Genomic DNA, 11,486 nt, shown 5'->3' with positions numbered 1-11,486 from the left:
GCGGCGAAGCCGTCGCCCCGGCCATCCGCCTGGTCCTGATCTTGCTCCTGATCCTGATCTTGCTCCTGATCCTGGTCCGGCTGCTCCTGATCCGCCTGGTCCTGGCCGGATTGCGCGCCCGATTGCGGCCCCGATTGCGGCCCCGATTGCGTCCGGGCCCGATCCTCCGGCCCGCCCTCCTGCCGGTCCTCCTGCCGGCCCTCCGGCCGGCGCCTGCTGCCGGAGGTCTCCGTCTCACGCGCCATGTGATGCCTCCATCTGATGCCCCTCCATGCTGTGGGGCCGATGAACCGGCAGGGGGCGCAAATGTTCCCGCCCCGGCCCAGGCCGCCGCGGCGACGGCAGGGGCCGGAAGGCATGGAAAGGAACGGGGACCGCCGGGGCCACCCCCCCCGCAAGCCTCCGCAAGCCGCCGCAAGCCCTTGGAACGCAAGGCCCCCGGAACGCCAGGCCCCCGGCGGCGCCCCGCCCGCATCGCCCGAATGTGAGCGGGAGGGCGCGTCCCGTTCTGCAACACTGCCGGAATATGCAGGTTGCAGAGGGTCGCCAAGCGGCGACGATCGATTAAGATATGTCAACTCGCCTGGAAGATGGAGACCCCGATGGCCAACGCTGAAGGCGGCCCCGCCGTCGATCCCGAGCCGGACCCCGAACTGGACAGGGCCCTGGCCGACCTGCTGGCGCAGACCGAGAAGGAGCCGGTCTCGCCGCGGCTGCGCGAACTGGCCAGGCGGCTCGAGACGGCGCTCGAGGACGCCCGCCACCGCCGCGCCGGCCCCGGCAAGGGCCCTGGCAATGGCCCCGGCAAGGCCCCCGGCGATGGCGGCGGTCCCGGCAAGGGCGGCGGCGCCCGCTAGCCCCGGCCGCTTTCCGCCCGGCCGCGCTTTCGCGCGGAACCATCCCCCCGTCCCGGCATTGACTCGGCGTCGCCACCTCGAGGATCGCGAAGGACCGTCATGTCGGACGACATACTCGGACATATCCCAGCCCTCCGGGCCTATTCGCGCGCCCTGTGCAGGTCGGTCCCCGATGCCGAGGACCTGGTCCAGGAGACCCTGCTGCGCGCCATCGAGAACGCCCATCGCTACCGGCCCGGCACCAACATGCGCGCCTGGCTGTTCACCATCATGCGCAACCGCTTCCTGACCAATTGCCAGAAGGCCGCGCGCGAGCGCACCGGGGCGGCGGATTGCGCCTCGCTGCTGGCGCAGGTCAGGCCCGGGCAGGAATGGCACCTGCAGGCGACCGAGCTGCAGGCGGCGCTGCGCGAGATGCCGCGGCATTACCGCGAGGCGATCATCCTGGTCGGCGCGCTCGGCGAGACCTATCTCGACGCCGCCCGCATCCTCGACTGCGACATCGGCACCATCAAGAGCCGGGTGAACCGGGCGCGTTCGATGCTGCGCCGGGTGCTGGAGCCGGCGCTCTGACCCCGGCCCGGGTCCCGGGCGCCTGCCCCGGGGCCATGGTCATGGCCAGGGCCGGGCGGCTCGCCGGAAGGACGGGCGGGGAACCGGCGCGGGAACATATGCGGGGAAGACGAGCCTGGGACATTTGGGGCCGGGAACATTGGGGGCCTGGAACATTTGCCCGGCCGGGCGGTTTCCCGCCTTCCCGGAGGCAGCCGGCACGCCCTGCGGAAGTTCCCCTCGCGCGCCGCCGGTCCGCGGCCCGGGGGCAGGCGCGCCGCGCCGGGCGGTTCCGCCGGCCGCGCGCGCGCCCCTCGGGGCCGCGGCGGGCGCTGGCCCTGCCGGGGTCGGGGCGCGGCCGCCACGCCGCCGCCCGGCCGCATCCGGAGGACCCGGAGCGGCGGGCCGGCAGGCCGGCGGCGGCCGCGGCCCGATTGAGGCGCCCCGAACGAGGCGGCCAGAACGAGGCCGGCCAGAATGAGGTGGAGCGTTCGAGAGGGCCGATCGAGGCGCGGCCGAGCAGGGCGGGGCGAATGATGCCGGCCGACGGGTCCGGCCGTGCGTTCGGCCTTGCGCGTTCGGCCCTGTGCGTTCGGCCTTGCGCGTTCGGCCTCGTGCGTTCGGCCTCGTGCGTTCGGCCTTGTGGCCCCGCCTTGCCGGAGGGCCGCCGGCGCGCCCCGCCCTCCTGCGCTTGCGGCCTTCCGCTTCCCCCGCCGCCTTTGCCTCCGCGCCGGTGCCGCCGCCCTCCGGCTCGGGCTTGCCGGCCCAAGGGGGCGTCGCGCCGCGGCCGAGCCTGGAGGCCCTCAGCTCCCGCTTCAGGACCGGGCCTGGGCCACTCCCCTCCGGTCCTGGCCGCCCTCCTGCCCGGGATGTTCCCCCGGAGGGGGACGCCTCATGCCGCGGCCATCCTGCGCACCCCGCCTGCGGCGGGCATGCGTTTCCGGGCACCGATGCCTGCCTTGCCGCCCCGCCGGAGGCCGCGCCGGCCGCCGCAGAACCGGGCGGCCGGAGGCCCGCCTCAGGCCGGCTCGACCGCGTCGCGGTTGGCCTCGCTCTCGGCGATCTCGGTCAGCAGTTCGTCGGTCTGCGATTCCTCCTCCAGCGTCTGCTCCAGAAGCGCCGCCGCCTCCTTCAGCCCCAGCTGCCGCGCCCATTGCCGCAGCGTGCCGTAGCGGGCGATCTCGTAATGCTCCACCGCCTGGGCGGCGGCGATCAGCCCGGCATCCAGCGCCGGGGCGCCCTTGAAGGCCGCCAGGACCTCCTCGCCCTCCTCGATGATGCCGTCGATGGCCGGGCAGGTCTTGCCCCGCGCCGGCTTGCCCAGAAGCTCGAACACCTGCTGCAGCCGCTCCACATGCGTCTCGCTCTGCTCGCGGTGCTGCTCGAAGGCCTCGCGCAGCCGCTCGGACTGCGCCCCGCGCGCCATCTTCGGCAGCGCCTTCACGATCTGCCGCTCGGCATAATAGATGTCCTTCAGCGTGTCGTGGAAAAGATCGTCGAGGACCTTGTCGGGCATCGGATGTCTCCTTCCTGAAAAAAAAAACAGCCCCGGAACCCGGAGCCGAGACGCAATCAACAAAACCAAGGCAAAGATGTTCCACGGAACAATCAGAAGAGAAAAAGGTTCAGAAAGCCCGAAGCAGAAAAGCAGGAGCCGAAATGCAAGGCACCCGACCAATGCGGCGGTTCGCCATCGGCTGGCCCCTTGCCGCGACGATGGCGGCGATCGCCTCGGCCGCGATGCTGGGCGCGCTTGCCGCCGCGCGCGGCCTGCCGCCATGGATCGCCATCAACGCAACCAGCCATGTGCTGCACGGCCCCGCCGCCGCGACCGAGCCGGCGCTGGATCTGGCCCATACCGGCCTGGGCGCCGTCATCCATGTCGCCTCGTGTTTCTTCTGGGCAGCGATTGCGGTGCTGCTGGCCCGGCGCGCGCGAAGCGGCGGCATGGGGCTGGCCTGGCTGGCCGGCCTGGGGTCCGCCGCCCTGGCCGGGCTGGTGGATTACGGCCTGATGCCGGCGCGCCTGCGCCCGGGATGGGAGCTGGTGCTGCCGCCCGCGGGCGTCGGGCTGGGCCTGCTCGCGCTGGGGGTCGGCCTGTCGCTGGGCCTGATCGCGGCCGAGGCGATCGGCAGCCGCGCGCCGGAACCCCCGGGCCGCCGGACCCGTTCCCCCCGCGACCCCGGCGCCGCGCCGCCGCCCCTTTCGGCCGTCGAGCGGCTGCGCCGGCCGGCGCCGCATGTGCTCGACCAGCGCCAGCAACGCATGGACCCGGCCGGCGCCGTCACCGAGGACCCGAACCGCCAAGGCGACGGCAACAAGCAGCCCGGCGCCCCCAACCCCGACGAAAGGCCCGACCGATGAGCGATTATCCCAAGCCACCCTTTCCCGAGCAGCAGCAGGACCTGCCCGGCAGCTTCCGGAAGATGGACCCGCGCCCGGACCATGGCGAGGAGAGCTGGAAGGGCGCCGGCCGGCTGGAGGGCAAGGTGGCGCTGATCACCGGCGGAGACAGCGGCATCGGCCGCGCCGTCGCCATCGCCTATGCCCGCGAGGGCGCCGATCTTGCGCTGTCCTGGCTCAACGAGACAGAGGATGCCGCCAGCACCGCCGAACTGGTGGGCGAGGCCGGGCGCGACTGCCTGTCTATCCCCGGCGACATCGCCGATCCCGACCATTGCCGCAAGATCGTCGCCGAGGTGGTCGAACGCTTCGGCCGCATCGACATCCTGGTCAACAATGCCGCGCATCAGGCGCTGTTCGACAGCATCGAGGAGATCCCGGACGAGGAATGGCGCCACACCTTCGCGGTCAATATCGACGCGATCTTCCACCTGACCAAGGCGGCGGTGCCGCATATGCCCGAGGGTGCGGCGATCATCAACACCGCCTCGATCAATGCCGACAAGCCCAATCCCAAGCTCTTGGCCTATGCCACCACCAAGGGCGCGATCCAGAATTTCACCACCGGGCTGGCGCAGATGCTTGCCGGGCGCGGCATAAGGGTGAACGCGGTGGCGCCGGGGCCGGTCTGGACGCCGCTGATCCCGGCCAGCATGTCGCCCGAAGAGGTAGCGAAGTTCGGCGCCAACTATCCGATGCAGCGCCCGGCCCAGCCGGTCGAGCTGGCCTCGGCCTATGTGATGCTGGCCGAACCGATGTCGAGCTATGTCTCGGGCGCCACCATCGCCGTCACCGGCGGAATGCCGATGATCTGAGGCCCAGAACCCGAAGAAGGAGTGCAGTCATGAGCAACCGTCCGCTGGTCTTCGTCTGCGGCCTCGCCGCCGGCTTCGCGCTGAAGGGGCTGTGCGATGCGCTGGCGCGCCCGGCCCCGCGGGGCGCGGCGGGGCGGCGGGACATCCGCCCCGCCGGCCGCCGCCGGATGGAAAACCCGCCGCGCGACTGGGACATCGTCGACGAGCAGAGCGACGAATCCTTTCCCGCAAGCGATCCGCCCGGGAATTACTGAAGGGGCGGCGCGGCGCAAGGTGGGGCGCAAGGTCGGCAGCGCGGCGTCGGGCGGCCTAGGACCCGCAGCAGATCCGAACGGCGTTCTGCCGGCGCGGCCGGTGCCGGGGGCTGTCTGCCCCCGGACCCCCGAGGATATTTTGACAAGAAAGAACATGACCCTGGCCGGCGCGCGGCCGGCAATGGCGCGGGCTTGCGCGGGCAGGCGCCCTACGCATGGATGGCCCCGGCCCGGCCGATAGCCGGGTCGGGGCCATGTTTCCGGTCAGGGCCGGGCAAGCCCGGCGGGTCCTATTCCCCCCTGTTCGTGACGGGATCGTTCTGGCGGGCCTTGCGGTCGCCCGCCTCGCGGTTCTGGCCGCCGGCATTGGGCTCGTCCGAGCCCGGCATCTGCCGCGGGTTCAGCACCGGATCGGCATTGCCCATCTTCAGGTCCTGGGCCCGCTTGCGCACGTTGAACTTGGTGTTTTCCTCTTGCGGATCAAATGTCTTGCCCATGGCAGGATCCTCCTGGTTGCGGCGGCCGGCCCTTGACGGGCCGGCGCGGGGACGCGTCAGCGAGCCCTCACTCGCGATGCTCCGGCATCTCCTTCAGCTCGTCCTTGGTCCAGCGCGTGACGGCATGCACGCTGTTGCTGGCGTCGCGCATGAAATCCAGGTCGCGGGCGGGCACGGCCACCGGCTTCGACCCGATTCCCAGGAAACCGCCGACATCGATCACCACCAGCGTGTCGCCGCCGGTGCCGTGGACATGCGAGACATGGCCGATCCGCTCGTCGCCCGGGCCGTAGACGGTGGCCCCGGTCAGCGCGGCCTCGGTCAACTCGTCCTCGCGCAGGCGAATATGGGTGCTGTGGTCCATTCCGATCCCTCCTCTGCATTCTCGGGTTGGGTGGTTTCAACAGGGCCGATGCCGATCTGTTCCATAACGCTGCCGTGAGGAGGGCGGCTGGAACATTTTCCGCCGCAACCGGTTCACGGCCCGTCAACCCGCATCCGGAGGAGGAAAAGATGAGACATCTGTTCGTCACCACCGCCCTTGCCGCCGCGCTGAGCGTCGCGGCGGCCCAGGCCCAGGACACCCCGACGCCAGAGGCCCCGGCGCCAGAGGCCGACACCCCGCAGGCCGACACCCAACCGGTGCCGATGGGACAGGAGAGCGCCCCCGCCCTGGAGCCCGCACCGATCATCACCCCGCCCGACGGCTATGTCGAAGGCGACGTGGTGCTGACGACCGAGAACCTGGAGGGCGCCACCGTCTACGACGCCAGCGGCGAGGAGATCGGCGAGGTGCATGGGCTGGTCTTTGCCAACGGCACCACCTCGCTGCAAGGCGGCGATGCCGGCACCGCCACCGCCCCCGACGCCACATCCGAGGCCGCCCCCGCGGCCACGACCGAGGCGCCGGCCGAAGCCCCGGCGGACACGACCACCGGCGCGGCCACCGATACGACGACCGATACGACGACCGACACGGCCGCCGGCGCGGCGGACAGCCCGGCCGATTCCGCCAGTCCCGACGGCGCGGCGCCGATGACCGAGTCGGATTCCAGCAATGTCGCCACCGGCACCGATACCGGCGACACCGACCGGATGGAGAACATCGGCTCGGATGCCGGCACCATCACGCCCACCGACGCCACCACGCCCCCGGCGCAGGCCCCGACCGATGCCCAGGCGGATGCCCAGGCCGAAGGCATGGGCGCGGCCGAGATCAGCCATGCCATCATCGATGTCGGCGGCTTCCTGGGCATGGGAGAGCATCGCGTCGCGGTGCCGGTCGGCGATCTGGTGGTCTATCGCAAGGATACCGACCTGCGCATCTATCTGCCCTGGACGCGCGAGCAACTCGAGGCGCTGCCGGAATTCGACGAGGACGGCCCTGTCCCCGCCACCCAGTAACGGCGAAAGCGCGATGCGTCGTCCGCGGCCCTGGCCGGGGACGACCTTTCCGGGGAGGATCGCCCGATGGCCAAGGACCCGGCCGCCCCGCCCCTGCGCGCGGACGGCCTGCAGATCGAGGAGGACCGCGCCTTCCAGCGCCGGTTCTGGCGGGCGCAGCGCCTCGCCTGGCTGGCCTTCGCCGCGGCCTGCCTTGTGGCGCTGCTGGGCCTGACCGGCAGCGGCGGCGCCTTCCAGAAATCCGTCATGCGCTTCGACGGCGCGCGGGTCGAGTTCCCCCGCATCAGCCGCTGGGAAGGGCCCGACGAGCTGAAGGTCCGTTTCGAGCGCCCCGCCCCCTCGCACGGCCTGCGCATCGGGCGGGACTTCCTCGACCGTTTCTCGGTCGAGCGCATCCAGCCCGAGCCGGAGCGGAGCGCGCTGTCCGGCGCCGCGCAGAGCTTCGTCTTTGCGGCCGAGGGGGAGGACCCGCGGACCGTGACGCTGGACATCCGGGCGAAGCATTTCGGCTGGACGCGCCTCGAGGTCGGGATCGGCGCCGAAACCCGGACCGCCCACATCCTGATCCTGCCGTGAGGGCCGCCGATGGACTCCGTGATCCGAGGCATTGCGATCTATCTGGTCCTGCTGGCCATGACCCGGCTGTCCGGGCGCCGCACGCTGGCGCAGACCACGCCCTTCGATTTCGTCCTGCTGCTCATCATCGCCGAGACGACGCAGCAGGCGCTGCTGGGCGACGACTTCTCGATCGTGAATGCGGTGGTGCTGATGATCACGCTGGTGACCGTCGACGTGATCCTGTCCTTCGCCAAGATGCGCTCGGCGCGGCTGGCGCTCTGGCTGGACGGAACGCCCACGGTGCTGATGAGCCGGGGCGAGATCGACCGCGAGGCGCTGACGCGCGCGCGCGTCAGCCCGGCCGATATCCTGGAAGCCGCGCGCGTGCAGCACGGCCTCGCCACGTTGCGGGAGATCGACGCCGCGGTGCTGGAAATCAGCGGGGCGATCAGCATCATCCCGCGAAAGTAGCCCCGGCATGATCCGCGGCGCCGGAACCCCCGTTTCACCCGGGGCGTTGGTCATCGTTGCGGATTTCCACGAAGGACGCGCGCCATGGCCCCCAGGGCGATCTGGAAAGGACTGCTGAAGATCGCCGAGCTGAGCTGCCCGGTGGCGTTACATGCCGCCGCCTCGACCTCGGAGCGCATCGCCTTTCACACGCTGAACCGCGCCACCGGCCACCGGGTGCGGCGGCAGTTCGTGGACGGCACCACCGGAAAGCCGGTCGAGAAGGACGATCAGGTCAAGGGCTACGAGGTCGGCGAGGGCGATTACGTCGTCCTCGATCCCGAGGAGATCGCCGCCGCCGTCCCGGAAAGCGACAAGACGCTGGCCGTGGCCAGCTTCGTCGCCTGCGGCGACATCGACGACGTCTATTTCGACCGGCCCTATTACCTGACCCCGGCCGACCGGCCCGCCGAGGAGGCCTTCGCCCTGATCCGCGAAGGCATGCGCCGCAAGAAGGTGGCGGCGCTGGCGCGGGCGGTGCTGTTCCGGCGCGTGCGCACGGTGCTGATCCGCGCCCATGGCCCCGGCATGATCGCGACGACGCTGAATTTCGACTATGAGGTGCGCTCGGCCGCAGAAGCCTTCCGCGATGTCTCGGCCGTGAAGATCAAGGGCGAGATGCTGGACTTGGCCGAGCATATCATCGCCACCAAGATGGGCGAATTCGACATTGCCGGTTTCGAGGACCGCTACGAGGCGGCGCTGGCCGATCTGGTCCGGGCCAAGCTGGAGGGGCGCCGGATCGCGCCCAGGAAACCGGCGCCGCGCGAAAAGGTCGTGGACCTGATGGCGGCGCTGCGCGAAAGCGCCGGGCGGGGCGCGAAAAAGCCGGCGGCGCGGAAGAAGCCCGCCGCTCGCCAGCGCAAAAGCGGCTAAGCCGGCCCTCCGCGAGGCGGGCGGCCAGGCGCAGAACCGCCCGCGCCGGCCTCAGCGGGGGTTCAGCACCACCTTGGTCCATTCGTCCTGATTGTCGCGGAAGTTCCTGTAGCCCGTGGCGGCGTCCTCCAGCGACAGGCGATGCGAGATCAGGAAGGTGGTGTCGATCTGCCCTTCGAGGATGCGTTGCAGCAGATCCTGCCCGTATTTCTGCACATGCGTCTGGCCGGCGCGGATCTGCAGGCCCTTCTCCATCAGCGCCCCCAGCGGGAACTTGTCGGCAATGCCCCCATAGACGCCCGGCACCGACACCCGGCCGCCCTTGCGCACCGCGAGCAGCGCCATGCGCAGCACATGCGCCCGGTCCACGCCGATGCCCACCTTCTGCTTGGCGGTGTCCAGCAGGTTGTCCGGCGCAAAGCCGTGGCTCTCCATGCCGACGGCGTCGATCACCGCATCCGGGCCGATGCCGCCGGTCATCTCCGGCAGCGCCTCCAGCACATGGCTGTGGCGATAGTCGATCACCCTGGCGCCCAGATCACGCGCCAGCCGCAGCCGGTTGGGATGATGGTCGATCGCGATGACCTGCTCTGCCCCCATCAGCAGCGCCGACTGGACGGTGAACAGGCCCACCGGGCCGCAGCCCCAAACCGCCACGCTGTCGCCCGGCTGGATCTGCGCGTTCTCGGCCGCCATCCAGCCGGTCGGCAGGATATCGGACAGGAACAGCACCTGCTCGTCCGGGACCCCGTCCGGCACCACGATGGGACCGACATCGGAAAACGGCACCCGCACATATTCCGCCTGCCCGCCCGGATAGCCGCCGGTCAGGTGCGAATAGCCGAAAAGCCCGCTCATCGCATGGCCATAGAGCAATTCCGACGCCTCCTGCGCCTCGACCGGGTTGGAATTGTCGCAGGCCGAGAACTGGCCCTGCGCGCAGAAGAAGCAGCTGCCGCAAGAGATGGTGAAGGGCACCACCACCCGCTGGCCCGGCTTCAGCGTCGAGCCGGGCCCGGTCTCGACCACCCGGCCCATGAATTCATGGCCGAGCACGTCGCCCGGCCGCAGGCCCGGGATCACCCCGTCATAGAGATGCAGATCCGAGCCGCAAATCGCCGTCGCGGTCACCTCGATGATCGCGTCGCGCGGATTGACGATCCGGGGATCGGGGACGGTATCCACCCGCACGTCGTGTTTTCCCTGCCAGGTCAAGGCGCGCATCACGAATCCCTCCGATTGTCCGCCGTGGTGATTTCGCCGGTTTCCACCAGCATCTTCAGGCGTTTCAGCGCCTGCCGGCAAAGCCGTCCGGGATCGGTGCCGCCCAGCCGCGCCGCCCAGTGCCCGGGCAGGCCCCAAGGCGGCCGCCAGGCGATATGCGCCTCGACCTCGGTGCCCCGGCCGGCCGGGGCGTCGCGAAGCTGGAGCTTGGCCTCGACGTCGATCCCGGAGCCGTCCACGGACCGCCAGGCCAGGATTTCGCCCGCGCGTTCCTCGACCAGCCGCGTCTCGACCTCGATCTCGCCCGAGGGGGTGGCGAGGATCCACGCCATCCGGTCCTCCGACAGCGGCCGGACCTTCAGCCCGCCGGCGAAAATCCGGTTCAGCTGCGCGGGATCGCGCCATGGCGCATGGACGGCGCTGCGGGGCGCGGCAATCGTGACGGTCCGCCCGACCACCTGATAGCCGCCGAAATCCAGCCGCCGCGCCGCGCGGCCCGGCGCGTCGTCCGAGCGGTGCCCGCCCGTCGCCCGCCTCCACAGCAGCATCCCCGCACCCAGCGACAACGCCGCCGCGCAGGCCAGCACGGCAAGATCCCTGTGGCGCGCATTCCTGTCCTGTCCGGGCATCCTTTCCTCCTTCGCGGCTGCTCCTTCACGGCAATGGGCCGCCGGCTTCGGGACGGCGATGGGAACCGCCGGGCCGCCGGTTTGTTCCCGCGAGAGCCGCAGGGCCCGGGCGGCGGGAACATCCCGCCCCGGCATCCGTTGAGCAGCCAGAGCCCGGGGCGGCCAAAGCGGCCCGATGCCGGGCGGCAAGGAGGAGACCCGATGTCCGAGGCGGAAGTCGAGGCCGCGACCCTCGGCGCGCTGGCCGAGGCCGAGGCGAACTGCACGCGCTGCCCGCTTTATCGCGACGCGACGCAGGTCGTGCCGGGCGAGGGCCACCGGCAGGCGCGCATGATGGTCGTGGGCGAGCAGCCGGGCGATAAGGAGGATCTGGCCGGCCGCCCCTTCGTCGGCCCGGCGGGCCGCCTCTTCGACCAGACCCTGGCCGAGGCGGGCATCCCGCGCGACCAGATCTTCGTGACCAATGCCGTCAAGCATTTCAAGTTCGAGCCGCGCGGCAAGCGGCGCCTGCACCGCAGCCCGAATGCCGGCGAGATCGACCGCTGCAAATGGTGGCTGGGGCAGGAGCTGAAGCTGGTCGCCCCCGCCGTTCTGGTGGCCATGGGGGCGACGGCGCTTCGCAGCCTGCTGGGCCGTCCGGTGTCGATCTCGTCGCTGCGCGGCAAGACCGGCCGCATCGAGGACGGAATCCCGATGATCGCGACGATCCATCCCTCCTGGCTGCTGCGCATCCGCGATTCCGCGGCGCGCGAAAGGGAAAGGCAACTGTTCCTTGCCGATCTGCGCCGCGCCTGGCGGCTGGCGGGATGAGCGGCGGCCCCTCCCTGCCCCTTGCCCGGGGAACAAACGGCCCGCGGGGACGGTTGGAAGGAATGTCGCGGTTCCCGCCAAGCGCCCGGGACTGGAA

Annotated in this window: 16 protein-coding genes; 10 read left to right on the top strand and 6 right to left on the bottom strand. The window is 71.1% G+C overall.

Translation table 11 applies throughout. The features are described from left to right. On the bottom strand, positions 1 to 245 hold a 245-nt coding region (locus PARJ55_RS0108525; RefSeq protein WP_028712653.1), incomplete at its 3' end, for a hypothetical protein. 357 nt (positions 246 to 602) lie between these two features. Between PARJ55_RS0108525 and PARJ55_RS0108520 the strand changes: the two genes are divergently transcribed. Together PARJ55_RS0108520 and PARJ55_RS0108515 are read left to right on the top strand one after the other, a co-directional pair. Beyond that, positions 603 to 857: a hypothetical protein gene (locus PARJ55_RS0108520; protein WP_036713907.1), complete on the top strand. Its 255-nt coding sequence runs from the start codon at positions 603 to 605 to the stop codon at positions 855 to 857. Positions 858 to 956: 99 nt separating this feature from the next. Then, on the top strand, positions 957 to 1,430 hold the full coding sequence (locus tag PARJ55_RS0108515) for a sigma-70 family RNA polymerase sigma factor (protein WP_028712651.1): 474 nt from the start codon (positions 957 to 959) through the stop codon (positions 1,428 to 1,430). A 997-nt stretch (positions 1,431 to 2,427) separates the two neighbouring features. Here PARJ55_RS0108515 and PARJ55_RS0108510 read toward each other — a convergent pair. After that, positions 2,428 to 2,925 carry a ferritin-like domain-containing protein gene (locus PARJ55_RS0108510; RefSeq protein WP_028712650.1) on the bottom strand — a complete coding sequence of 166 codons (498 nt, stop codon included), beginning with the start codon at positions 2,923 to 2,925 and terminating at the stop codon, positions 2,428 to 2,430. A 161-nt stretch (positions 2,926 to 3,086) separates the two neighbouring features. Between PARJ55_RS0108510 and PARJ55_RS0108505 the strand changes: the two genes are divergently transcribed. The 3 genes from PARJ55_RS0108505 to PARJ55_RS0108495 are packed head-to-tail and all read left to right on the top strand — an operon-like array spanning position 3,087 to position 4,881. After that, positions 3,087 to 3,773, top strand: a complete 687-nt coding sequence (locus tag PARJ55_RS0108505; RefSeq protein ID WP_028712649.1) for a hypothetical protein — start codon at positions 3,087 to 3,089, stop codon at positions 3,771 to 3,773. Then, on the top strand, positions 3,770 to 4,627 hold the full coding sequence (locus PARJ55_RS0108500) for a glucose 1-dehydrogenase (RefSeq protein WP_028712648.1): 858 nt from the start codon (positions 3,770 to 3,772) through the stop codon (positions 4,625 to 4,627). The genes PARJ55_RS0108505 and PARJ55_RS0108500 overlap by 4 nt, the downstream gene beginning before the upstream one ends. A 29-nt stretch (positions 4,628 to 4,656) precedes the next feature. Continuing rightward, the gene (locus PARJ55_RS0108495) at positions 4,657 to 4,881 is read left to right on the top strand and encodes a hypothetical protein (RefSeq protein WP_028712647.1); all 225 of its coding nucleotides are present in this window, start codon (positions 4,657 to 4,659) and stop codon (positions 4,879 to 4,881) included. Positions 4,882 to 5,171: 290 nt separating this feature from the next. Here the strand turns inward: PARJ55_RS0108495 and PARJ55_RS21680 are convergent, their stop codons facing one another. Next, positions 5,172 to 5,378 (bottom strand): hypothetical protein, encoded by a 207-nt coding sequence (locus PARJ55_RS21680; RefSeq protein ID WP_036697140.1) that lies wholly within the window; start codon positions 5,376 to 5,378, stop codon positions 5,172 to 5,174. A 67-nt stretch (positions 5,379 to 5,445) separates the two neighbouring features. Further along, positions 5,446 to 5,742 carry a PRC-barrel domain-containing protein gene (locus PARJ55_RS0108485; RefSeq protein WP_028712646.1) on the bottom strand — a complete coding sequence of 99 codons (297 nt, stop codon included), beginning with the start codon at positions 5,740 to 5,742 and terminating at the stop codon, positions 5,446 to 5,448. Between the two features lie 149 nt (positions 5,743 to 5,891). Here PARJ55_RS0108485 and PARJ55_RS0108480 point away from each other — a divergent pair, with 149 nt between their 5' ends. The 4 genes from PARJ55_RS0108480 to PARJ55_RS21670 all read left to right on the top strand — a co-directional run bounded on the left by PARJ55_RS0108480 (position 5,892) and on the right by PARJ55_RS21670 (position 8,726). Further along, positions 5,892 to 6,782 (top strand): hypothetical protein, encoded by an 891-nt coding sequence (locus tag PARJ55_RS0108480; protein WP_028712645.1) that lies wholly within the window; start codon positions 5,892 to 5,894, stop codon positions 6,780 to 6,782. Positions 6,783 to 6,848: 66 nt separating this feature from the next. Then, entirely contained in the window at positions 6,849 to 7,358 is a 510-nt protein-coding gene (locus PARJ55_RS22960; RefSeq protein ID WP_051416196.1) for a hypothetical protein, read from the top strand. A gap of 9 nt (positions 7,359 to 7,367) precedes the next feature. Continuing rightward, on the top strand, positions 7,368 to 7,811 hold the full coding sequence (locus tag PARJ55_RS0108470) for a DUF421 domain-containing protein (protein WP_028712644.1): 444 nt from the start codon (positions 7,368 to 7,370) through the stop codon (positions 7,809 to 7,811). A gap of 84 nt (positions 7,812 to 7,895) precedes the next feature. After that, on the top strand, positions 7,896 to 8,726 hold the full coding sequence (locus PARJ55_RS21670; protein WP_036697138.1) for a Ku protein: 831 nt from the start codon (positions 7,896 to 7,898) through the stop codon (positions 8,724 to 8,726). Positions 8,727 to 8,777: 51 nt separating this feature from the next. Here the strand turns inward: PARJ55_RS21670 and PARJ55_RS0108460 are convergent, their stop codons facing one another. Both PARJ55_RS0108460 and PARJ55_RS21665 read right to left on the bottom strand, forming a co-directional pair. Continuing rightward, on the bottom strand, positions 8,778 to 9,950 hold the full coding sequence (locus PARJ55_RS0108460) for a zinc-dependent alcohol dehydrogenase (RefSeq protein ID WP_028712643.1): 1,173 nt from the start codon (positions 9,948 to 9,950) through the stop codon (positions 8,778 to 8,780). Next, entirely contained in the window at positions 9,950 to 10,579 is a 630-nt protein-coding gene (locus PARJ55_RS21665) for a hypothetical protein (RefSeq protein WP_051416195.1), read from the bottom strand. Before PARJ55_RS21665 ends, PARJ55_RS0108460 begins: the two co-directional genes overlap by 1 nt. 201 nt (positions 10,580 to 10,780) lie before the next feature. Between PARJ55_RS21665 and PARJ55_RS0108450 the strand changes: the two genes are divergently transcribed. Further along, the gene (locus tag PARJ55_RS0108450) at positions 10,781 to 11,389 is read left to right on the top strand and encodes a UdgX family uracil-DNA binding protein (RefSeq protein ID WP_028712642.1); all 609 of its coding nucleotides are present in this window, start codon (positions 10,781 to 10,783) and stop codon (positions 11,387 to 11,389) included. Positions 11,390 to 11,486: the final 97 nt, after the last annotated feature.

The sequence above is a fragment of the Paracoccus sp. J55 genome, assembly GCF_000513975.1.
Classification (GTDB): Bacteria; Pseudomonadota; Alphaproteobacteria; order Rhodobacterales; family Rhodobacteraceae; genus Paracoccus.
This window is presented reverse-complemented; position numbering and strand designations above follow the sequence as displayed.

What these genes read in the sequence shown, in the direction of transcription:
- PARJ55_RS21670 (WP_036697138.1), top strand. Translation starts at nt 7,896, where the DNA reads ATGGCCCCCAGGGCGATCTGGAAAGGACTGCTGAAGATCGCCGAGCTG.
- PARJ55_RS0108500 (WP_028712648.1), top strand. Translation starts at nt 3,770, where the DNA reads ATGAGCGATTATCCCAAGCCACCCTTTCCCGAGCAGCAGCAGGACCTG.
- PARJ55_RS0108460 (WP_028712643.1), bottom strand. Translation starts at nt 9,950, where the DNA reads ATGCGCGCCTTGACCTGGCAGGGAAAACACGACGTGCGGGTGGATACC.
- PARJ55_RS0108470 (WP_028712644.1), top strand. Translation starts at nt 7,368, where the DNA reads ATGGACTCCGTGATCCGAGGCATTGCGATCTATCTGGTCCTGCTGGCC.
- PARJ55_RS21680 (WP_036697140.1), bottom strand. Translation starts at nt 5,378, where the DNA reads ATGGGCAAGACATTTGATCCGCAAGAGGAAAACACCAAGTTCAACGTG.
- PARJ55_RS0108515 (WP_028712651.1), top strand. Translation starts at nt 957, where the DNA reads ATGTCGGACGACATACTCGGACATATCCCAGCCCTCCGGGCCTATTCG.
- PARJ55_RS21665 (WP_051416195.1), bottom strand. Translation starts at nt 10,579, where the DNA reads ATGCCCGGACAGGACAGGAATGCGCGCCACAGGGATCTTGCCGTGCTG.
- PARJ55_RS0108505 (WP_028712649.1), top strand. Translation starts at nt 3,087, where the DNA reads ATGCGGCGGTTCGCCATCGGCTGGCCCCTTGCCGCGACGATGGCGGCG.
- PARJ55_RS0108520 (WP_036713907.1), top strand. Translation starts at nt 603, where the DNA reads ATGGCCAACGCTGAAGGCGGCCCCGCCGTCGATCCCGAGCCGGACCCC.
- PARJ55_RS0108495 (WP_028712647.1), top strand. Translation starts at nt 4,657, where the DNA reads ATGAGCAACCGTCCGCTGGTCTTCGTCTGCGGCCTCGCCGCCGGCTTC.
- PARJ55_RS0108450 (WP_028712642.1), top strand. Translation starts at nt 10,781, where the DNA reads ATGTCCGAGGCGGAAGTCGAGGCCGCGACCCTCGGCGCGCTGGCCGAG.
- PARJ55_RS0108510 (WP_028712650.1), bottom strand. Translation starts at nt 2,925, where the DNA reads ATGCCCGACAAGGTCCTCGACGATCTTTTCCACGACACGCTGAAGGAC.
- PARJ55_RS0108480 (WP_028712645.1), top strand. Translation starts at nt 5,892, where the DNA reads ATGAGACATCTGTTCGTCACCACCGCCCTTGCCGCCGCGCTGAGCGTC.
- PARJ55_RS22960 (WP_051416196.1), top strand. Translation starts at nt 6,849, where the DNA reads ATGGCCAAGGACCCGGCCGCCCCGCCCCTGCGCGCGGACGGCCTGCAG.
- PARJ55_RS0108485 (WP_028712646.1), bottom strand. Translation starts at nt 5,742, where the DNA reads ATGGACCACAGCACCCATATTCGCCTGCGCGAGGACGAGTTGACCGAG.